This is a genomic window from Leifsonia sp. LS1, assembly GCF_020521355.1.
Taxonomy (GTDB): domain Bacteria; phylum Actinomycetota; class Actinomycetes; order Actinomycetales; family Microbacteriaceae; genus Leifsonia.
Window position 1 is genome coordinate 230,868 of the sequence record NZ_BPER01000005.1, and the last position, 19,025, is coordinate 249,892.

The window sequence follows — 19,025 nt, forward strand, 5'->3', positions numbered from 1 at the left end:
CGCGCCGAACGATGAGGTGGTCTCGCCGACTACTGGCCGGCGTAGGTCTCGACCTTCGTGATCTCCACCGCGATCTGCCGGCCGTTCGGGGCCGTGTACTCGGTCTTGTCACCGACGTTGAGGCCCAGGATGGCCGCGCCGAGCGGGCTCTGCTCGCTGTAGACGGGGAGCTCGGTCCCGGCCGCGATCTCGCGGTTGCCGATCAGGAAGACGCTCTCGTCGCCCGCGATGGTCGCGGTGATGACGGTGCCCGGCTCGACAACGCCGTGGCTCTCCGGGGCGTCGCCGACGGTGGCGCTGCGCAGGAGGTTGGTCAGCTGGACGATGCGGGCCTCGATCTTGCCCTGCTCGTCCTTGGCGGCGTGGTAGCCGCCGTTCTCCTTGAGGTCGCCCTCCTCGCGCGCCGCCTCGATGCGCTTGGCGATCTCGTTGCGGCCGTTGACGCTGAGCTCCTCGAGTTCCGCCGCGAGACGGTCGTACGCATCCTGGGTCAGAAAGGTGACCGGGGTCTCCTGGGACATGGTGAGCTCCTTCGCGCCCGCGGCGATGGGCCGCGTGGGCAGATAGGCCGGCCGCAGCCGGTGGGTAAAGTAGACGCCCCGACCTCGGTCGGGGCGTATCCACAGAATGCTAGGTCAGCCAGCAGGTGTTAATCAAACCTGTGTTGCTCTGCTGGATGGTGCGGATGGTCTCCGTGTGCTGGGTGACGCGGGCGTCGGATCCCGGGTAACTGACGATGCGCCAGCCGACGATCGCGAAGTCCTCGTTGAGTGCCTGGATCGCGCATGTGACGGGCGTGCCCTTCGGGGCGTTGATCGTGAAGCTGATGTCGACGTGATGCGCGTCGGTGATGCTGTACGCGGTGTCGGTCGCTTCGAGCTCGGACTGGTTGTTGTCCCAACCGGCCCAGAACGACCAGGCCACGACGACGGCCAGGACGGCTACTCCGCCGCCGATGAGGAGCCAGCGGTCGCGCCGCTTGCGCTGCGGCGTGCGTCCGTAGCGGCGATCGATGGTCTGCGTCACGGCCATGCGCGCCGGTTCCGCCTCTCGGTCCACGTTCAGGCCTGCCGTCGGGGCGGCGGTAGGCTGAGTCAAGACTAGGAGACGAAGCTGTGAATCACGGCTTCCTCCCGACTCGAGAGAAGAGATCCCCGAACGATGATCGCCGACGCCCTCCTGCGCGCCTCCGTCTGGCTGGCGGCCACGCCGACCCCGACTCCGTCGAGCGGCCCCAGCGAGGACCAGGTCACTCCGGGCGTCGTCGGCTTCGTCGTCACGTTCGTGATCGCGGTCGCCGCCGTGCTGCTGATCCTCGACATGGTTCGCCGCATCCGCCGCGTGCGCTACCGCGAGGAGATCGCGCAGAAGCTCGACGCCGAGCAGGCGACCGATCGCCCGGACCCCCGCCCGGGCGACGAGCGCTAGGCGTCAGCCCGCGTTGTAGGCGGGGTGCAGCGCGATCAGCAGCGTCGCCGTCCAGTGGCAGAGGAACGCCAGCACGGTCAGCGTGTGGAAGATCTCGTGGAAGCCGAACCTCCCCGGGAACGGGTTCGGACGCTTGAGCCCGTAGATCACGGCGCCGACGGTGTAGAACACGCCGCCGACGAGCACGAGCACCATCATGGCGACGTTCGCCTCGACGAGGTCGACGATGTACATCATCGCCGCCCAGCCCAGCGCGACGTAGATCGGCACGTACAGCCAGCGCGGCGCGGTGATCCAGAACACCCGGAAGCCGATCCCGAGCAGTGCGCCGCCCCACACGAGGCAGAGCAGCAGGATGCCCTTCTCCGGAGGCAGCGCGAGGATCGCGAGGGGGGTGTAGGTGCCGGCGATCAGCAGGAAGATGTTGGCGTGGTCGATGCGCTTGAGCACGACCTTGGTGCGCGGCTTCCAGTTGAACCGGTGGTAGAGCGCCGAGTTGCCGAACAGCAGCATCGACGTGAGCATGAACACCGCCGACGCCCACTTGGCGGGCGCTCCCTGCGCGAGGCAGATGAGGACGATGCCCGCGGCGATCGTGACGGGGAACGTCCCCGCGTGGATCCAGCCGCGCCACGTCGGCTTGATGTCGGCGACGTTGGCCGGAGACGCGTCGAGCAGCGGGATGTTCGGGAGGTCGCGTCCGTGCGATCGGGCGGCGGCGTCGTCAGCCTGGACCGCGGCGTCCGACGCGTCGAGCTCGGTCGCGGGCTCGTGCAGGAGCTCGGCGACATCCTCGGGCTGATGACGGTTTCGGGGCGACATGGCCCAAGCGTAGGGGACGAGGGTGGCGGGATGCTGAGAGCCGCACGGGACCGGGGGCGCTAACGTATCCCCGTGAGCAAACGCAGTTCGGCCCCCGGCAGCGGCCTGCTCTACGGGCTCTATCAGAAGCGGCTGCGCCGCGAGCTGGCGGGACGGGGGGAGCAGGCCCTCCCGAAGCACGTCGCGATGATCATCGACGGCAACCGCCGGTGGGCGCGGCAGGCCGGATTGACCACCGTGGCGCACGGCCACCGCGCGGGCGCCGCGAAGATGCGCGAGTTCCTCGAGTGGTGCGACGACCTCGGCGTCTCGGTCGCCACGCTGTACCTCCTGTCGAGCGACAACCTGACGAACCGCGAGAGCACCGAACTCTCCGATCTCATCGAGATCATCGCGGAGCTCGCCGACGACCTCAGCCGGTACCGCGATTGGCGCGTGCAGCACGTCGGCTCGACCGCCGGGCTGCCGGAGCCGCTGGTCGCCGCCCTCTCCGGCGCCGAGCAGCGCACCGCCGGCAACACCGGGATGCACATCAATCTCGCCGTCGGCTACGGCGGCCGCAAGGAGATCACCGACGCCATGCGCAGCATCGTCGCCGCGCACCACGCCGAGGGCGGCAGCCTCGAGACGCTCGCCGACCTCCTCACCCCGGACATGATCGGCGAGCACCTCTACACCGGCGGCCAGCCCGACCCCGACCTCGTGATCCGCACCTCCGGCGAGCAGCGCCTCAGCGACTTCATGCTCTGGCAGAGCGCGCACTCCGAGTTCTACTTCGTCGAAGCGCTCGGCCCCGACCTGCGCGAGGTCGACTTCCTGCGCGCGGTGCGCGACTACTCCCGACGTCAGCGGCGCTTCGGCGGCTGAGCCTCCGTCGCCAGCCGAGGAGATTCGCGCCTCCGAGGCGAGGATTCCCTCCCTTCACCGCCGACACGCCGTGTGCGGCAGCAGAACTCCTCCGTTGCCGCCAGAATCGTACGGGAGGTTCGGATGACGCCAGTCGAAGAGTTCGCGCGCGGGTTCGGCGAGGAGCCGGGATACCTGGACTACGGACGGGTCGGGCCGATCTCGGCCGCCGTCCGGGCCGAGGCCACGGCCCAGTACGAAATCCTGGCGCGGGCGCGCTACGGGACGGTCGACCGGCTGCAGGGCGAGGACGCCCGGGTGCGCGAGGCCGTGTCGGCGCTCACCCGTTTCCCGGCAGATCAGGTCGCGTTCCAGCCCAACGCGTCCCTCGGCCTTATGCACGCCGCCTTCGGGCTCACGGGCGGGGAGGTGCTGTTGTCGAGCGCCGAGTTCCCGTCGGTCACCTACGCTGCCGTCCGCGCTGCGCAGGCGATGCGCGTGATCACGCCGACCTGGCTGGAGACCGACCACGGACGCGTGACGCCCGCACAGATCCGCGACCAGATCACCTCGGCCACGGCCGCCGTGATGGTGAGCCTCGTCGACTCGCGCACGGGCTACCTCGCCGACATCGACGGGATCCGTCAGGTCATCGGCGACCGGCTGCTGATCGTCGACGCCATCCAGGGCTTCGGCGTGGTCGACGCCCCGTACGAGGTGGCCGACGTCGTGCTCGCCGGGGGCCAGAAGTGGGCGCGCGCGGGTTGGGGGACCGGCTTCCTCGCGCTCAGCGACCGCGCGATCGACCACCTCACCCCCGTCTTCAGCGGCTGGACCGGCACCGGCCAGGGGCTCACCTGGGACGAGGTCGTCGAGCCCGCCCACGGTGCGCAGGCGTTCTCGATCTCGAATCCGGACTCCGTGGCGCAGGCGCGCTTCGCGGCGGCCCTCGAGGAGATCGCGGCCGCCGGGGTCGCGGACGTCAACGCGGCGATCGCCGACGGCGTGGAGCGCGTCATCGACCTGGCGGACGAGTTCGCCCTGCCGGTGGTCTCGCCCCGCAATCCGGCCGAGCGCGCGGGCATGGTCGTGGTGGAGCCGCCGGAGAGCCTCACCGCGCTCAGCGCCTCCCTGTTCAACCACGGCGTGAGCGCGTCGGTGCGCCAGACGTCGGTGCGGTTCAGCGTCCACGCGGGCACCACGGAGGAGACGTTCGACATGCTGCGCGCGGCGTTCACCTCCTACGCATCCGCGATCTGACGCCGGGTCGGAGGCCGCGCGCGCACTCCGCGACGGCGGCGCTGTCCAGTTCCCACAACTGGGGGCGATTGTTCACCCGATGGAAACACGACACGCGGCCCCCGCGACTGTCCGTGTCGGTCGTGCGGCGTAGTTTCGTGGCATCGGGCATGGCGCCCGGTCGAGACGGCCACATAAGTTCGTTTCGGGACCCAGCGGCCGACTCGCCAAGTTGATCCGCAGCCCTCGCGGGGGCTGCGGGGTGGGAGTGGTCGTGGCTGAATCAAAGACCCGGCAGTTCGAGGCGGCACCCGACGGAACCAAGCAGGCCGAGCGCACGTACGTGCTCGACACCTCGGTCCTCCTGTCGGATCCCAAGGCGATCCACCGGTTCGCGGAGCATTCCGTCGTCATCCCGGTGGTCGTCGTCAGCGAGCTGGAGGGCAAGCGCAACGACCCGGAGATCGGGTACTTCGCGCGTCAGGCTCTGCGCAACCTGGACGACCTGCGGGTGGAGCACGAGCGGCTCGACTTCCCGATCCCGATCGGCGACGGCGGCTCGCTGCGGGTGGAGCTGAACCACTCCAACATGGGAGTGCTCCCCAGCGGGCTGCAGCTCGGCGACAACGACTCCCGCATCCTTGCCGTGGCGCTCAACCTCGCGAACGACGGCCTCGACGTGACGGTCGTCTCCAAAGACCTCCCGCTGCGCGTGAAGGCCGCCTCGATCGGGCTGGCCGCCGAGGAGTACCGGCACGAGCAGGTCGTCGACTCCGGCTGGACCGGGCTCTCCGAGATCGCGCTGGGCAGCGACCAGATGAGCGACCTGTACGAGAACGAGTGGATGCGCACCCCGCTGGTCGACGGCCTCCCCGTCAACACAGGCCTCGTCATCCACTCGGATCGTGGCTCGGCCCTCGGCCGCGTCGTCGCCGAGGGCGAGGTCAAGCTCGTGCGCGGCGACCGCGACGTGTTCGGCCTGCACGGCCGGTCGGCGGAGCAGCGGCTCGCGATCGACCTCCTGCTCGACCCGGAGGTCGGCATCCTCTCGCTCGGCGGACGTGCCGGCACCGGCAAGTCGGCGCTGGCACTGTGTGCCGGGCTGGAGGCGGTGCTCGAGCGGCAGCAGCACAAGAAGATCATGGTGTTCCGCCCGCTCTACGCGGTCGGCGGCCAGGAGCTCGGCTACCTGCCCGGCGACCAGGGCGAGAAGATGAACCCGTGGGGCCAGGCGGTGTTCGACACCCTGGGGGCCCTGGTCTCGCAGAACGTGCTGGACGAGGTGCTGGACCGCGGAATCCTGGAGGTGCTCCCGCTCACCCACATCCGCGGACGCTCCCTGCACGACGCCTTCGTGATCGTGGACGAGGCGCAGTCGCTGGAACGCAACGTGCTGCTCACGGTGCTCAGCCGCGTCGGGCAGAACTCGCGGGTGGTGCTCACGCACGACGTCGCCCAGCGCGACAACCTGCGTGTCGGACGCCATGACGGCGTCGCGTCGGTGATCGAGACGCTGAAGGGGCACCCGCTGTTCGGGCACGTCACCCTGACGCGCTCGGAGCGGTCGGCGATCGCGGCGCTCGTGACAGAGATGCTGGAGGCCAACGAGCTCGCCTGAGCGGGCGCACCGCGCACGCGGCGCATGCCGGAGTGTGGACGGGGTGCTCTCTCCACGGGATCGTCCGGGAGGGGAGCACCCCGTTCGCCGTCTCCTAGCGTGGACCCATGGGGGAGTGGAGGGGGATCACGGCCGCGACAGCGGTCGGTCTCGGCGCCGCGCTGCTGCTCGTACGCGGCGCCGCGCCGGCCACCGTCGTCGGCCTGTACATCGCCGCGGTGACGGCACCGCTGATCGCGACGGACGTGCGCGAGCGGCGGCTGCCCGACGCGCTGGTGCTGCCGGGGTACGCGGTGACGGCCGTGGGTCTCGGTTCCGGGACGGGAGCACGTGCCGCGGCCGGGGTGGAGGCCGGTCCGGGGGTGGAGGCGGTCGTGTGCGCGCTCGTCGTCCTCGCGGTGATGGCGGTGCTATGGGCGGCCGGTGGTGTGGGGATGGGGGATGTGAAGCTGGCCGGATTGCTCGCTGCGGCCCTCCCCGCGCTGCTGGATCACGGTGACGGATCAGCGAACGTCGCGGTCTCAGCGTGGCTGGGGGCGGCGTTCGCGACCGTGGCCATGGTCGGGGCGGTCGAATGGGCCGCGAAGAGAGCGGCGCGGTGCGGCGTGCGGGCGACGGCCGCACCCGATGCCGGGTCCGGCACCGGGGTCCGCGGTCGCGGGCTCGGCGCTCCCGGGCGGGAGGTGGCGTTCGGTCCGGTGCTGCTCGGGAGCTTCTGGGCGGTGGTGCTGCTCGCGTGAGGTGCCGTGGAAACACCACAGGGGTCGCATTCTGCCGGTATCGCGGTGGCGAAGCGGCGGGATGCGACCCCTGTGTGGCCGAGGGCTGTGTGGCCGAGGGCGGGTCAGCCGGGGTGGGTCATGCTCAGGACGTCGAGGGCCTTGTCGAGCTGCTCGAGGGTGACCTCGCCTCGGTCGACGAAGCCGAGGTCGATGACGGCCTCGCGAACGGTCATCCCCTGGGCGACCGAATGCTTGGCGACCTTGGCGGCCGCCTCGTAGCCGATCACGCGGTTGAGCGGGGTGACGATCGACGGGCTCGACTCGGCGAAGGCGCGCGCGCGGTCGAGGTTGGCTTCGAGACCGGCGACGGTCTTGTCGGCGAGCACCCGGCTGGCCTGGGTGAGGAGGCGGATGGATTCGAGCAGCGCGGTGCCCATGACCGGGATGGCGACGTTGAGCTCGAACAGGCCGGAAGCGCCGCTCCACGCGATGGTGGCGTCGTTGCCGACGACGCGGCTGGCGACCATGAGCACGGCCTCCGGGATGACCGGGTTGACCTTGCCGGGCATGATCGACGAGCCGGGCTGCAGGTCCGGGATGTGGATCTCGCCGAGGCCGGTGTTCGGGCCGGAGCCCATCCAGCGCAGGTCGTTGCAGATCTTGGTCAGGCTGACGGCGATCGTGCGGAGCGCTCCGGAGGCCTCGACCAGGGCGTCGCGGTTGGCCTGGGCCTCGAAGTGGTTGCGGGCCTCGGTGATCGGCAGCTCGGTCTCCGCGGTCAACAGCTCGATGACCAGCTGCGGGAAGCCGAGGGGCGTGTTGATGCCGGTGCCGACCGCCGTGCCGCCGAGCGGGACCTCCGCGACGCGGGTGAGCGAGGACTGCACGCGCTCGATTCCGTAACGGATCTGCGCGGCGTACCCGCCGAACTCCTGGCCCAGGGTCACCGGGGTGGCGTCCATGAGGTGGGTGCGGCCGGACTTCACCGCGGTCGCCCACAGCTCGGCCTTCTCCTCCAGAGCAACCGCGAGGTGGTCCAGGGCAGGGATGAGATCGTCGATGAGGGCGCCGGTGACGGCGATGTGCACCGAGGTCGGGAAGACGTCGTTCGACGACTGCGACGCGTTGACGTGGTCGTTCGGGTGCACCGGCGCACCGAGGCGGCGCGACGCGAGCGTCGCCAGCACCTCGTTCATGTTCATGTTGGAGGAGGTGCCCGAACCGGTCTGGTAGACGTCGATCGGGAACTCACCGTCGTGCGCTCCGCTGACGACGTCGTCCGCGGCGGCGGCGATGGCGTCGGCGATCTCCTGATCGAGGACCCCCAGACGCGCGTTGGCGAGCGCAGCCGACTTCTTGATCCGGGCGAGCGCTGCGATCTGTGCCGGCTCGAGCACCGATCCGGAGATCGGGAAGTTCTCGACGGCCCGCTGCGTCTGCGCGCTGTAGAGCGCGGCCGCGGGAACGCGCACCTCGCCCATCGTGTCGTGCTCGATGCGGTACTCGGCGTCCGCCTGGGTGTCCACCACGGTGTGTTCTTCCTTTCTGATGCCGACGACGCTGCGGTTCAGCGCTCGGACTGCTGTTCGGCGACCGGATCGGCCATGCCGACGACGATGTCGGGGACGACCCGACCTTCCTGAAGACGGTAGTTCGCGCCGACGATCGCGAGGATGTTCTCGGCGACGGCGGTGCTGATGATCTCCGAGCGCGCGAGCAGCTCGGCGACGGTGTCACGCAGGTGCTCGCGGCCCACCTCCGACGGGTCGGCGGCGGCGACGTCGATCGCCTCGCCTTCCGGGGTCCCGGTCACCCGGTGCACAGCGGGGACGATCGGCGCGATGAGGTTCGCGATGTGCGGGGGGAGGGGATCGGCGTCCGGGGCCTGGGAGGCGATCGCCGATGCGACGGCGCCACAGGAGTCGTGGCCGAGCACGAGGATGAGCGGCACCTTGAGCACGGCGACCGCGTACTCCAGCGACCCGATGACGGAGTCGGAGGCGACCTGGCCCGCGTTGCGCACCACGAAGGCGTCGCCGAGACCCATGTCGAAGATGATCTCCGCGGCCAGACGCGAGTCCGCGCAGCCGAAGATGGCGGCGACCGGTGCCTGCCCGCCCGCGACCGACTGTCGGCGCTCGACGTCTTGCCGCGGGTGCTGCGGGGTGCCCGCGATGAAGCGCTCGTTTCCGGCGAGCATCGCGCTCCAGATCCGTCCGGGCCGGGTGGTGGGCATCTATTCGCCTTTCAGTGCGGTGATCTGCTCCGCCAGCGCCGAGGCGACCGTGCGGAACTCGGAGTCGTCTGCGGTGCCGACGAGGACGATGGAGCTGCGGCCGGCGTTCGTGGTCAGGCCGTACTCGACATCGCCCGGGACGGTGCCGGCCTTGCGGTTGTCGTAGACGTCCCACGTGACGCCGTCGATGTCGCGGGTGCCGGCGATGCGCGACTTCGCGACCTGATCGGCGACCCAGCTGTCGTTGGCGTCGAAGCCCTGCGTGATGCCGATGTACTCACCCTTCGGGGTGAGCAGCCCGATGTACCAGGAGTCGACCTTGTCGGCGGTCTTGGTGCGCAGCTCGGCGCTGTTCGACTTCCAGCCGTCGGGCAGTCTCGGCACGAGGAGGCGATCGGGCTCGCTGCCCTGCGCCTCCTGCGCGATGGTCGTGTAGTCGACGGGAGGGGTCGTCGCGGTGGGGTTGCCGCGCGGTACGACGAGGACGATCACGATCACGAGCGCGACCGTCGCGAGGAGCGAGTAGACGAGGTTGTTGATGGTCTGCCGGTTGCGATGGTTCGCAGAGTTCTGCGCCTTGCGCGCGGCCGTCTCCTCGGGGGTCTCGGGGCGCCCGAGTTCGGCGACGACCGCCGGAGGCTTGGTGCGGGGACTCATTCGCTGTCAGCGGCTCCCGCGCCCGTGCCGACCGCCGCCGCATCGCCGGAGACGCCGGAGCGTGCGGCGTCGAGCCGGGCCTTCGCGCCGATCAGCCACTCCTCGCACCGGCGGGCGAGGGCCTCGCCGCGCTCCCAGAGGGCGATGGACTCCTCGAGGGTCGCCGACCCCTGCTCGAGCTCGGTCACGACACGGACCAGCTCGTCGCGCGCCTCCTCGTAGCTGAGCTCGCCGAGGGGGTCCGCGCCGGGGGTCGACCCCGCGGCCGGGGTCGTCTGGGAAGTCGGCATGGCACCCATTCTATTTGCCCCGCCGAGTGCCCGCTGAGTCCGGGCCGGCATCGGCGTCCGGATGGGCGGGCGAGGGCACCTCGTCGCCCGCGGTCGCCGCGAACGCGCCGCCCGAGACGGTCACGCGGAGCGGGCTTCCGGGCACGGCCTCCGCCGGCGAGGTGACGACATGGCCCGTGGCATCCTGCACGATCGCGTAGCCGCGGTCGAGCGTCGCCTGCGGTGAGAGCGCCCGCAGGTGACCGCGCAGTTCGGCGACCCGGCGCGTCTCGCGCTCGACACCGCGCTCGACGAGCTCGACGCCCCGGGCGACGTACCGGGTCAGCTCCTGCGCGCGCGAGTCGACGATCCACCCGGCCGAGGCGAGGACGGGACGCGTGCGCAGGTGCCCGATCCGGTCGATCTCGTGCCCGATCATGTGTGTGAGCCGCGCGCCGATGCGCGCGCGGGCCTGATGCACCCGCGCGAGCTCCTCGGCGACATCGGGGACGACGCGCTTGGCGGCGTCGGTCGGCGTGGAGGCGCGGAGATCGGCGACCTCGTCGAGCAGCGGGCGGTCGGCTTCATGCCCGATCGCACTGACCAGCGGTGTCGTCGCTGCGGCTGCGGCCCGCACCAGCGTCTCGTCACTGAAGCCCAGGAGGTTCTGGAAGTCGCCGCCGCCGCGCGCGACGATGATGACCTCCACCTCGGGATCGGCGTCGAGCGCACGGATCGCCGCGACGACCTCCGGAACCGTGCGGTCGCCCTGCACCGCCGCGTAGACGGTGCGGAACCGCACCTGAGGCCAGCGCAGCTGCGCATTGCGCAGCACGTCCTTCTCGGCGTCGGAGTCGCGGCCGGTGACCAGACCGATGGTGTGGGGGAGGAACGGGAGGCGCTTCTTCCGCTCGGGAGCGAACAGCCCCTCCGCGGTCAGCTGCTGCCGGAGGCGCTCCAGTCGCTCCAGCAGATCGCCCAGGCCGACGTGGCGCATGTCGGAGACCTGCATGGTGAGCGTGCCGCCCTTGACCCAGTAGTTGGGCTTGACGGCGGCGATGACCCGGTCGCCCTGCGTGAGGTCGGCGGGGATGCGGGCCTTGACCGACGACCAGATGGTGAAGCTGATCGTGGCATCGCCCTCGAGGTCTTTGAGCTTGCCGTAGACGTTGCCGCCCGACACGCCCCACTGGGTGATCTCGCCCTCCACCCACGCCGTGCCCAGCCGGTCGATCCAGCCCTTGATCTTGCCGGCCAGCACCGAGACGGGCCACGGCGCGTCCAGCGTCGGCGGGCCCGGGGTGAACGAGGGCGCGTTCGTCGTCTCCGTCACGCTCGGGAGCCTCCCATCCGTTCCTCAGCGCTCTCCCGTACGATCGAGGGGTGAGCGACGCGACAATCAGCCTGCCGATGCCCCGGATCCCGCGGACCCCCGGTGCGCGCGGCCGGCTTCAGGATAACCCGGTCGCCGGGAGCAAACGCGTGCTGCTCGCCGCGCCCCGCGGCTACTGCGCCGGCGTCGACCGCGCGGTCGTCGCCGTCGAGAAGGCGATCGAGCACTACGGGTCGCCGGTCTACGTGCGCAAGCAGATCGTCCACAACGTGCATGTCGTCTCCACTCTGGAGAAGCAGGGCGCGATCTTCGTCGACGAGGTCGACGAGGTTCCCGAGGGCGCGCACGTGGTGTTCTCGGCGCACGGCGTCTCCCCGGCGGTCGTCAACGCGGCCTCCGACCGCGGGCTGCACGCGATCGATGCGACGTGCCCGCTCGTCACCAAGGTGCACCGTGAGGCCGTGCGCTTCGCCCGCGACGACTTCGAGATCCTCCTCATCGGCCACGAGGGCCACGAGGAGGTCGAGGGCACCGCGGGGGAGGCCCCCGACCACGTCACCCTCGTCAACGGCCCGGACGACGTCGACAACATCGTCGTGAAGGACCCGGACAAGGTGGTCTGGCTCTCGCAGACCACGCTCTCGGTCGACGAGACGATGGAGACGGTGCGCCGCCTGCGGGAGCGCTTCCCGAACCTCCAGGACCCGCCCAGCGACGACATCTGCTACGCCACCCAGAACCGTCAGGTCGCGATCAAGAAGGTCGCCGAGCAGGCCGAGCTGGTCATCGTCGTCGGCTCCGCCAACTCCTCCAACTCGGTGCGCCTCGTCGAGGTCGCCCTGGAGTACGGCGCGAAGGCCGCCTACCGCATCGACTACGCCAGCGAGATCAAGCAGGAGTGGCTCGACGGCGTCGCCAGCATCGGCGTCACCAGCGGCGCGTCCGTGCCGGAGGTGCTGGTGCAGGAAGTCCTCGACGATCTCTCCGGCGCCGGCTACCGCGATGTCGAAGAGGTCAAGACGGCCGAGGAAGACCTCATGTTCTCGCTGCCCAAGGAGCTCCGCAAGGACATCTCGGGCAAGCAGGACTCCCGGGCGCTGGGCGGCCGCGGGCGCTGAGGGCCGCTGGGTCACGAATCCGCTCGATCCTCGATGGACGACTCGACGAATCGCTGACTCAGCTGTCTCCGTATCGTTCCCCGCAGAGCCATCCCGACCGCGAGAACCGCGACACAGGCGCCGACCCACGCCGCAACAGTCGGGTATCCCGCCGCTGAGACGGATATGCCGGTCAGCGCGCTGGCCGTGGCTCCTCCGACGTTGATCAGGGTGTCGAGCCGTCCCTGTGCCCGGAGGCGTTTGGGTGGGGGCGCCGACGCGAGGATGGCGGAGCTCGCGATCATCCCGAACGACCAGCCGAGACCGAGCAGAGTGAGGCCGATCGCGAAGGTCGTCGTCGACCCCGTGCCGACGACGATGAGAGCACATGCTCCCGCGTCCACCATCAACGCCACTGCGCACGAGTGCTGGGCAGTCAGACGCCGCACGACCACACCTATGAGCGGGCTGGCCGCGTACATCGCGACGAGATGGGCGCTCATCACGGCACCGATCATCGCTCCCGACGCGCCGGCCGATGCCAGGAAAGGCGGAGCCAATCCCATGAGTCCGGTCATCGCCATGTGACCCGCCACCGCTGTGATGGAGGCGTTGACAAGCGCTATCGGCGGCGCAGCGCTCTCGGGTTCGATCGGGCGCGAGCGAGGGTCAGGAGCCATCGCATGTGGTGGGCGTCGCAGAGTGGAGACGACCGCGATGTTGGCGGTGTACGTTGCGGCGATCATCACGAACGGAGCGGCCCGACCCCACTGCGTGTCGAGCATCGACGCGATGTTGGGTCCGACGAGACCGCCTACCGCAGCCATCCAGAGCACCAGCGCGATGCTTCCCGGGCGCCGGGTCGTATCCGTCTGCAGTTCGGCCGCAGCGAAGCGAAGCGCGAGCCCCGCGACCGTGCCTCCGCCGAGAGCGGCAAGAGCTGCGAAGAAGAGTGCGAGCGATCCGATCATCACACCTATCGCTGCCGCAAGCCCGCCGACGGTGGCAACGGCATAGGCGACGATGAGAGCGGTTCGGCGCCCGTGGCGCGCTGCCAATTGCGCGATCGGCATGCTGAGCGCTGCGGCGCCGACGACCGTTGCGCTCTGTGCGAATCCTGCAGACCATGCCGCCCCGGAGAGTCGTGACGCCGTCATGGCGCTGACGGTGACCGATGCTCCCGCTGCGGCAGCACCGAGCGCCTGCGCAACCATGAGCGGGGCGAGTGCACAGCGGGTCACGCCGTGCTCACCGACGCCGCTTGTAGTAGAACGGCGCTTCATCCCCGTCGACGAAGACCGCCGTGAAGTCCTCGAAATCCTGGTAGACAACCGCCTCGTACCGCGTGACGATGCTCCCATCGGGCTGCTCGATGGCGACTCCGTGCCACGGAGAGATCGTCGTCCTGGGATCGCTCAGTCGGGGTGAGTACTGGCCCGGCTTGGGGTGCACCGTGCCTCGGACGGCGCCCTCGAACGCTTCGGCGATCACGTTGAGCTCGCGGAGTTTCGTCATCAGGACGGCATATTCGAAGGCGGTGTGCTCGGCGCGCTCCTGCATCGCGGTCTCCGCCTCCCCGAAGAAGCGTCGGAGGTCGATGTGCTCGTGAGCCCCGCTCTTGTAGAGCTCGATCACGGCAGCGGAGATCGCTGTGGTCTCGGTGCCCTGCCGGAGCGCGCGCACCAGTGCATCCCGTTCGGCGACCGCCCCCGACTCCCACGCCAGCCGCACCTCGTGTCTGACCAGTTCATCGATGGACTCGAGTTCCGAGGAACGCGCGGCCATGATGTCGTGCATGTCCACCAGGCGGAGCTGACCGTGAGCACCGAGGGCTGTGATCTGGCGCTCGAGGTTCGCGCGGTACGGCATGGCCTCGTCGTCGCTGTAGCCGTAGAACGGGCGATATGCGCGACCGTCGAGGATGAGGGTGAAGATCACGCCGGGTTCATAGAAGCTCTTCACGGCGTCGGCGATGTTCTTGAGCCGTTGCAGCGCGTAGAGCTCACCGAGATCGGGACCGACTCGACGGTGGGCGGCGGGGTTGTGTGGCCTCCCGGCGAACGATGGGAGCACGATCTCGATCGGAGCGTTGCGGCGAACTGCACGGTCGATCTGCCGATACACCGGACCGCCGGGATCCTCCGTGTGCTCGGCGGAGCCTTTGCGGAAGAGCGGATCGTTCAGTACGTGCACGACGCTCTCAGTCGTCGGAGGGAGGTGTGACAGGCTCATGCGGAGCGTGTGGCGAGCCTGGAACGACCGCACGTCGTATGCGGGGAGAGTGAGCGAGTCCATCGCGTGCCAACGTCGAGCAGCGTCCAGGAGCTTCCAGGGATCCGCTTCCCATCCCGGGCGTGTGAACGACACGTGAGCGAAATCGAGCGGAAGAAGGAGTGACATGATTCCCATTTCTGATTGACGATCAGAAATATGGAATCAGAACCCCGAATCTGAAAGAAGAATATTAACGCGTGTGACGGCCTTTGTTCTCGGCCACTCTTTCGTCCGTGTTCGCCGCGATCCATGCCATCGACCGCGATGTCGAGGAGGTCAAGACGGCGGAGGGGGACCTCATGTTCTCGCTGCCCAAGGAGCTCCGCAAGGACGCTCGGGCAAGCAGGACTCCCGGGCGCTGGGCGGCCGCGGGCGCTGAGGCGCCGTCAGAGCTCTCGCGACGAGGCCGGATCGTCGGCCGCCGAGCCGCCGAAGACGGGTGCGTAGGCGGGGTCCTCGGGATACTCCACGACGTCCGCGACGATCACCGACACGTTGTCCCGCGCCTCGTGCGCCCGCGCCAGCTCCAGGAGCGCGTCTGCGGCATCCTGCGGCGACCCGGAGGCCAGGGTCGCCGCGATCGCCTCGACGGTGACGTAGTCGGTGAGCCCGTCGCTGGCGAGCAGCCAGCGGTCCCCGCGACGGGCGGCCTCGACGGTGATGTGCAGGGCGGCGGCGTCCTCCGGCGCTCCGCCGAGGACGTGCGTGACGACGGAGCGCAGGGGGTGCGAACGCGCATCGTCGTCGGAGAGCGCGCCGGAGGCGACGAGCTCGGCGACGAGGGAGTCGTCCTGCGTTCGCGGCTCCAGGCGGCCGGACCGCAGCCGGTAGGCACGAGAGTCGCCGGTGTGCGCGACCCGCAGGTGTGTGCCGTCGGCGAAGAGGCCGACCAGCGTGGTCGCCATCCCCGCCAGAGCGGGGTCGACCCGCACCCGCAGGCCGAGGTCGGCGTTCGCGATCGCGATCAGCTCGCGCAGGCGCTCCTCGGACGGGACGCGTCCCCGGGTGGCGTCGAGGATGGAGGCGAGCCGGATGGCGACGGTCGCCGAGGCCACCTCGCCTGCCGCGTGGCCGCCCACGCCGTCGGCGACGAACGCGGACCACGCGGACGCGTACAGCGAATCCTCATTCCCGTCCCGGAAGTCGCCCGTCGTCGACGCCTGTCCCGTTGCGAGGCCGAGCGGAGTGGGCGCGGTGACCGGCTCGTCTGCCAGGATGTCGTCCGCATTCGCCGCGATCCAGGTCATCAGCGGCAGCAGATGCTCGGTCAGCTCGTGGCCGCGTGAGGTGAGGCTGTAGTCGACGCGGGGAGGGATGGTGGGCTGGGCCGTGCGGAGGACGAAGCCGTCGGCTTCCAGGGTCCGGAGGGTCTGGGCCAGCATCTTCTCGCTGATGCCCTGCACCGTGCGGCGCAGCTCGCCCCAGCGGAGGTCGCTCTGGGAGAGCGCGACGAGGACGAGCACACCCCACGTGCTCGTGACGTGGTTGAGCACGATCCGGGTGGGACAGGCCGAGGGCAGCACGCCGTCGGTGAAGCCGAACCCGTTGAGCGTCGAAAGACTGGTGTCCACGTCAGTAACTTACCAAGAAGTGGGTACCTTCGATCGGGAAGTAACAGGAAGGAGCGGCGGTTGGAGTGAGTGTCCGATCGAAAGGAAACACTTCATGACCATCGTCGTCACCGGCGCCACCGGCCACCTCGGCCGCCTCACCGTCGACTCCCTCCTCGCCCGCGGCGTCGCCGCCTCCGACATCCGCGCCGCCGGCCGCTCCGCGGACCGCCTGGCCCCGCTGGCCGCGCTCGGCGTCCAGACGGCGGTCATCGACTTCGAGCAGCCCGAGACGCTCGCCGCCGCGTTCTCCGGCGCCGACGCCGTCCTCCTCGTCTCCGGTTCGGACATCGGCAAGCGCGTCGCGCAGCACCGTAACGCGATCGAGGCGGCCGAGGCCGCGGGCGTGAGCCGTCTGGTCTACACGAGCGCGCCGAAGGCGACGGACACGGACCTCGTGCTCGCACCGGAGCACAAGGCGACCGAGGAGCTCCTCGCCGCCTCGTCGCTCGCCGTCACGATCCTGCGCAACAACTGGTACACGGAGAACTACGTCGGCCTGATCGAGCAGGCCGAGGCGACCGGCGAGCTGGTCGGCAGCGCGGGAACCGGCCGCGTCGCGAGCGCCTCCCGCAAGGACTACGCGGAGGCCGCGGCGGTCGTGCTCATCGAGTCGGGCCACGAGGGCGCCGTCTACGAGCTGAGCGGCGACACCGCGTGGACCTTCGACGAGCTGGCGGCCACCATCGGCGCCCTGGTCGGCCGCGAGGTCGTCTACCGGTCGGTGACCGCGGAGGAGCACGCGAGCATCCTGAGCGGCGCGGGCCTGGACGAGGGCACCGTGGGCTTCGTGGTCGCGCTCGACGGGAACATCCGCGACGGTGCGCTGGCCGACGCGACCAGCACGCTCAGCGGGCTCATCGGCCGCCCCACCACCCCGCTGGCGCAGGGGCTCGCCGAGGCGCGCGAGGCGCAGGCCGCGGCCTGACCGGGAGCCTCAGCGGTTCAGGAGGTCATGCGGTCCGTGCCTCAGGGCGTCGCCGGTGCCGAGGGCGCCGGCGACGCCGGCATCAGGCCGCTGTAGAAGTCGAGCAGCACCGGGTCGGTCGTGAGGATGACGGCGAGGAACACGAAGAGCGCGACCATCGCGACGATTCCCGCCACGAGAGGGATGTAGAACGACATCCGCCGCCGCAGCAACTGCCACACGGCGAGGCCGGTGGAGACCGCCCACAGGCCGGTCATGGTCAGCGTGCCGATCGTCACCAGCGTGCCGACCAGCGGCTCGGGGTGGAAATCCCCGAGCCCCTGCGAGCTGTGCAGGATCGCCATCGACGCCGGGAAGCCCTGCAGGACGACGACCGAGTACGCCATCCCGAAGAAGCCGAAGGCGATCAGCAGGACGGTGAACGTCGTGTTCCAGCGCGGCGGGGTCGTCGTGCCCGGCGTGGCGCCGTGGGGACCCGCGGACGGATGGCCGGGCCGCGGCGTCGAACCATACGGCGCGGGGGAGGGCGGTGCCGTGGCCTCGTCCGGGGCGGTCGGGTTGGGGCGTGCGGTGTCGAGCCGGTCGACGTACTCCGGCGGCGTCCAGACCCAGCCGGGCGGCGCGAGCTCCCCGAACTTGGGGCGCGGCCGTTCGTCCGGCTGCGGTTCGTGATCGGCCACGGCGGCCGCCTCCTTGCGAAAGGGGAAGCGGCGGCCGGCCGGAGCCGGCCGCCGCTTCGGGGACTACTTGCCGGAGTGGCCGGCGGAGCCGAGCTGCTGCGTGGCCTCGATGACGCGGGCGGCCATCGCCGTCTCCGCCACCTTGCCCCACGCGCGCGGGTCGTACAGCTTCTTGTTGCCGACCTCGCCGTCGACCTTGAGCACGCCGTCGTAGTTCGAGAGCATGTAGCCGGCGATGGCACGGGTGTAGGCGTACTGCGTGTCCGTGTCGATGTTCATCTTGATGACGCCGTTGCGGACCGCCTCCGCGATCTCCTCGTCGGTGGAGCCGGAGCCGCCGTGGAAGACGAGATCGAGCGGCTTCGGGCCGGTGCCGTACTTGGCGGCCAGGCCGTCCTGGATCTCCTTGAGGAGCTCCGGGCGCAGCTTGACGTTGCCCGGCTTGTAGACGCCGTGCACGTTGCCGAAAGTGAGGGCGGCCATGTAGCGGCCGTTCTCACCGAGACCCAGGGCCTCGACGGCCTTCTCGACGTCGGCGAGGGTGGTGTACAGGGCCTCGTTGGAGCCCTCGTGACGCACGCCGTCCTCCTCGCCGCCGACGACGCCGATCTCGACCTCGAGGATGGCGTTGATGGCCTTGGTGCGCTTGATCATCTCCTGGGCGATCTCGAGGTTCTCGTCGAGCGGCACAGCGGAGCCGTCCCACATGTGCGACTGGAAGATCGGGTTGCGGCCGGCGCGGACCTCCTCCTCGGAGGCGGCGATCAGCGGCAGCACGAAGTCGTCGAGTGCGTTCTTCGGGCAGTGGTCGGTGTGCAGCGCGACCGTGATCGGGTAGTTCTTGGCGACCTCGGTGGCGAACTTCGCGAAGGCGAGGGCACCGGTGGCGCGGGCCTTCACGGACTGGCCGGCGAAGTAGTCGGCGCCGCCCGTGGTGACCTGGATGATGCCGTCCGAGCCGGCCTCGGTGAGGCCCTGGAGCACCGCGTTGATCGTCGACGACGACGAGACGTTGAACGCGGGATAGGCGAAGCCGCCGGCCTTCGCTTTGTCGAGCATCTCTGCGTACTGGTCCGGCGTGGCGATGGGCATTGCAGCTCCTTGGGAATCGGGGTGTCGAACGGGTCTCATCATACCGACGCGGCCTCGCACTCGGCCCGCCGCGTGGACGGATCGCGCACGACGGATGAACGTTCGTGCGCATTCCGGTGCGTCGGCGCACCGCGCGGATACACTGGCAGCGCCGCCGCGGGCGGCTTTGACACC

Annotated in this window: 20 protein-coding genes and 2 pseudogenes; 8 read left to right on the top strand and 14 right to left on the bottom strand. The window is 70.1% G+C overall.

Annotated features, from left to right (window positions below; all coding sequences use genetic code 11):
- Nucleotides 1-29: 29 nt before the first annotated feature.
- Entirely contained in the window at nucleotides 30-521 is a 492-nt protein-coding gene (gene greA, locus LLS1_RS11280; protein ID WP_223357386.1) for a transcription elongation factor GreA, read from the bottom strand.
- Between the two features lie 109 nt (nucleotides 522-630).
- On the bottom strand, nucleotides 631-1,032 hold the full coding sequence (locus LLS1_RS11285; protein WP_226655590.1) for a DUF4307 domain-containing protein: 402 nt from the start codon (nucleotides 1,030-1,032) through the stop codon (nucleotides 631-633).
- 129 nt (nucleotides 1,033-1,161) lie between these two features.
- Here LLS1_RS11285 and LLS1_RS11290 point away from each other — a divergent pair, with 129 nt between their 5' ends.
- Nucleotides 1,162-1,428: a hypothetical protein gene (locus LLS1_RS11290; RefSeq protein WP_223357384.1), complete on the top strand. Its 267-nt coding sequence runs from the start codon at nucleotides 1,162-1,164 to the stop codon at nucleotides 1,426-1,428.
- Nucleotides 1,429-1,431: 3 nt separating this feature from the next.
- On the opposite strand, the gene LLS1_RS11295 is transcribed toward LLS1_RS11290, so the two are convergent.
- Nucleotides 1,432-2,250, bottom strand: a complete 819-nt coding sequence (locus LLS1_RS11295; protein WP_226655593.1) for a hemolysin III family protein — start codon at nucleotides 2,248-2,250, stop codon at nucleotides 1,432-1,434.
- Nucleotides 2,251-2,322: 72 nt separating this feature from the next.
- Between LLS1_RS11295 and LLS1_RS11300 the strand changes: the two genes are divergently transcribed.
- The 4 genes from LLS1_RS11300 to LLS1_RS11315 all read left to right on the top strand — a co-directional run bounded on the left by LLS1_RS11300 (nucleotide 2,323) and on the right by LLS1_RS11315 (nucleotide 6,693).
- Nucleotides 2,323-3,117: an isoprenyl transferase gene (locus tag LLS1_RS11300; RefSeq protein WP_223357382.1), complete on the top strand. Its 795-nt coding sequence runs from the start codon at nucleotides 2,323-2,325 to the stop codon at nucleotides 3,115-3,117.
- A gap of 123 nt (nucleotides 3,118-3,240) precedes the next feature.
- Nucleotides 3,241-4,356 carry an aminotransferase class V-fold PLP-dependent enzyme gene (locus LLS1_RS11305; protein ID WP_226655595.1) on the top strand — a complete coding sequence of 372 codons (1,116 nt, stop codon included), beginning with the start codon at nucleotides 3,241-3,243 and terminating at the stop codon, nucleotides 4,354-4,356.
- 253 nt (nucleotides 4,357-4,609) lie between these two features.
- The gene (locus tag LLS1_RS11310) at nucleotides 4,610-5,953 is read left to right on the top strand and encodes a PhoH family protein (protein ID WP_226655597.1); all 1,344 of its coding nucleotides are present in this window, start codon (nucleotides 4,610-4,612) and stop codon (nucleotides 5,951-5,953) included.
- 107 nt (nucleotides 5,954-6,060) lie between these two features.
- Complete coding sequence (locus LLS1_RS11315; RefSeq protein ID WP_226655599.1) at nucleotides 6,061-6,693, top strand: prepilin peptidase; 633 nt, start codon at nucleotides 6,061-6,063, stop codon at nucleotides 6,691-6,693.
- Nucleotides 6,694-6,797: 104 nt separating this feature from the next.
- On the opposite strand, the gene LLS1_RS11320 is transcribed toward LLS1_RS11315, so the two are convergent.
- From LLS1_RS11320 to xseA, 5 genes are read right to left on the bottom strand one after another with little or no spacing between them, the layout of a single operon-like run.
- The gene (locus LLS1_RS11320) at nucleotides 6,798-8,204 is read right to left on the bottom strand and encodes an aspartate ammonia-lyase (protein ID WP_223357378.1); all 1,407 of its coding nucleotides are present in this window, start codon (nucleotides 8,202-8,204) and stop codon (nucleotides 6,798-6,800) included.
- Nucleotides 8,205-8,242: 38 nt separating this feature from the next.
- Nucleotides 8,243-8,911: a carbonic anhydrase gene (locus tag LLS1_RS11325; RefSeq protein WP_226655601.1), complete on the bottom strand. Its 669-nt coding sequence runs from the start codon at nucleotides 8,909-8,911 to the stop codon at nucleotides 8,243-8,245.
- Nucleotides 8,912-9,568, bottom strand: coding sequence for a DUF4245 domain-containing protein (locus LLS1_RS11330; protein ID WP_226655603.1), 657 nt, complete (start codon nucleotides 9,566-9,568; stop codon nucleotides 8,912-8,914). It abuts the gene before it with no gap.
- Complete coding sequence (locus tag LLS1_RS11335) at nucleotides 9,565-9,858, bottom strand: exodeoxyribonuclease VII small subunit (RefSeq protein ID WP_226655605.1); 294 nt, start codon at nucleotides 9,856-9,858, stop codon at nucleotides 9,565-9,567. The genes LLS1_RS11330 and LLS1_RS11335 overlap by 4 nt, the downstream gene beginning before the upstream one ends.
- A gap of 10 nt (nucleotides 9,859-9,868) precedes the next feature.
- A complete protein-coding gene (gene xseA, locus LLS1_RS11340; RefSeq protein ID WP_226655607.1) occupies nucleotides 9,869-11,170 on the bottom strand; it encodes an exodeoxyribonuclease VII large subunit in 1,302 nt (433 codons plus the stop codon).
- A gap of 77 nt (nucleotides 11,171-11,247) precedes the next feature.
- Here xseA and LLS1_RS11345 point away from each other — a divergent pair, with 77 nt between their 5' ends.
- Nucleotides 11,248-12,288: a 4-hydroxy-3-methylbut-2-enyl diphosphate reductase gene (locus tag LLS1_RS11345; RefSeq protein ID WP_223360983.1), complete on the top strand. Its 1,041-nt coding sequence runs from the start codon at nucleotides 11,248-11,250 to the stop codon at nucleotides 12,286-12,288.
- 11 nt (nucleotides 12,289-12,299) lie between these two features.
- Here LLS1_RS11345 and LLS1_RS11350 read toward each other — a convergent pair whose 3' ends face one another.
- Both LLS1_RS11350 and LLS1_RS11355 read right to left on the bottom strand, forming a co-directional pair.
- The gene (locus LLS1_RS11350; protein ID WP_226655609.1) at nucleotides 12,300-13,508 is read right to left on the bottom strand and encodes an MFS transporter; all 1,209 of its coding nucleotides are present in this window, start codon (nucleotides 13,506-13,508) and stop codon (nucleotides 12,300-12,302) included.
- Between the two features lie 7 nt (nucleotides 13,509-13,515).
- A complete protein-coding gene (locus LLS1_RS11355) occupies nucleotides 13,516-14,499 on the bottom strand; it encodes an L-tyrosine/L-tryptophan isonitrile synthase family protein (RefSeq protein WP_226655611.1) in 984 nt (327 codons plus the stop codon).
- Nucleotides 14,500-14,801: 302 nt separating this feature from the next.
- Here LLS1_RS11355 and LLS1_RS11360 point away from each other — a divergent pair.
- Nucleotides 14,802-14,920, top strand: a pseudogene (locus LLS1_RS11360) (4-hydroxy-3-methylbut-2-enyl diphosphate reductase); the annotation flags it as partial.
- Between the two features lie 7 nt (nucleotides 14,921-14,927).
- Here LLS1_RS11360 and LLS1_RS11365 read toward each other — a convergent pair.
- Nucleotides 14,928-15,758, bottom strand: coding sequence for a PP2C family serine/threonine-protein phosphatase (locus LLS1_RS11365; RefSeq protein ID WP_226655763.1), 831 nt, complete (start codon nucleotides 15,756-15,758; stop codon nucleotides 14,928-14,930).
- Nucleotides 15,735-16,112 (bottom strand): annotated as a pseudogene (locus tag LLS1_RS11370) (winged helix-turn-helix transcriptional regulator); the annotation flags it as partial. The pseudogene LLS1_RS11370 and the gene LLS1_RS11365, both read right to left, overlap by 24 nt.
- Nucleotides 16,113-16,206: 94 nt before the next feature.
- Between LLS1_RS11370 and LLS1_RS11375 the strand changes: the two are divergent.
- Nucleotides 16,207-17,079 (top strand): SDR family oxidoreductase, encoded by an 873-nt coding sequence (locus LLS1_RS11375; protein WP_226655613.1) that lies wholly within the window; start codon nucleotides 16,207-16,209, stop codon nucleotides 17,077-17,079.
- Nucleotides 17,080-17,120: 41 nt separating this feature from the next.
- Here the strand turns inward: LLS1_RS11375 and LLS1_RS11380 are convergent, their stop codons facing one another.
- Together LLS1_RS11380 and fbaA are read right to left on the bottom strand one after the other, a co-directional pair.
- A complete protein-coding gene (locus LLS1_RS11380; protein WP_226655615.1) occupies nucleotides 17,121-17,759 on the bottom strand; it encodes a DUF6264 family protein in 639 nt (212 codons plus the stop codon).
- 63 nt (nucleotides 17,760-17,822) lie between these two features.
- A complete protein-coding gene (gene fbaA, locus LLS1_RS11385) occupies nucleotides 17,823-18,851 on the bottom strand; it encodes a class II fructose-bisphosphate aldolase (RefSeq protein ID WP_223357370.1) in 1,029 nt (342 codons plus the stop codon).
- Nucleotides 18,852-19,025: the final 174 nt, after the last annotated feature.

Excerpts from the sequence above, each read along its gene's own strand:
- greA (WP_223357386.1), bottom strand. The coding sequence starts at position 521 with ATGTCCCAGGAGACCCCGGTCACCTTTCTGACCCAGGATGCGTACGAC.
- LLS1_RS11285 (WP_226655590.1), bottom strand. The coding sequence starts at position 1,032 with ATGGCCGTGACGCAGACCATCGATCGCCGCTACGGACGCACGCCGCAG.
- LLS1_RS11290 (WP_223357384.1), top strand. The coding sequence starts at position 1,162 with ATGATCGCCGACGCCCTCCTGCGCGCCTCCGTCTGGCTGGCGGCCACG.
- LLS1_RS11295 (WP_226655593.1), bottom strand. The coding sequence starts at position 2,250 with ATGTCGCCCCGAAACCGTCATCAGCCCGAGGATGTCGCCGAGCTCCTG.
- LLS1_RS11305 (WP_226655595.1), top strand. The coding sequence starts at position 3,241 with ATGACGCCAGTCGAAGAGTTCGCGCGCGGGTTCGGCGAGGAGCCGGGA.
- LLS1_RS11315 (WP_226655599.1), top strand. The coding sequence starts at position 6,061 with ATGGGGGAGTGGAGGGGGATCACGGCCGCGACAGCGGTCGGTCTCGGC.
- LLS1_RS11325 (WP_226655601.1), bottom strand. The coding sequence starts at position 8,911 with ATGCCCACCACCCGGCCCGGACGGATCTGGAGCGCGATGCTCGCCGGA.
- LLS1_RS11330 (WP_226655603.1), bottom strand. The coding sequence starts at position 9,568 with ATGAGTCCCCGCACCAAGCCTCCGGCGGTCGTCGCCGAACTCGGGCGC.
- LLS1_RS11335 (WP_226655605.1), bottom strand. The coding sequence starts at position 9,858 with ATGCCGACTTCCCAGACGACCCCGGCCGCGGGGTCGACCCCCGGCGCG.
- LLS1_RS11345 (WP_223360983.1), top strand. The coding sequence starts at position 11,248 with ATGCCCCGGATCCCGCGGACCCCCGGTGCGCGCGGCCGGCTTCAGGAT.
- LLS1_RS11355 (WP_226655611.1), bottom strand. The coding sequence starts at position 14,499 with ATGAGCCTGTCACACCTCCCTCCGACGACTGAGAGCGTCGTGCACGTA.
- LLS1_RS11375 (WP_226655613.1), top strand. The coding sequence starts at position 16,207 with ATGACCATCGTCGTCACCGGCGCCACCGGCCACCTCGGCCGCCTCACC.
- fbaA (WP_223357370.1), bottom strand. The coding sequence starts at position 18,851 with ATGCCCATCGCCACGCCGGACCAGTACGCAGAGATGCTCGACAAAGCG.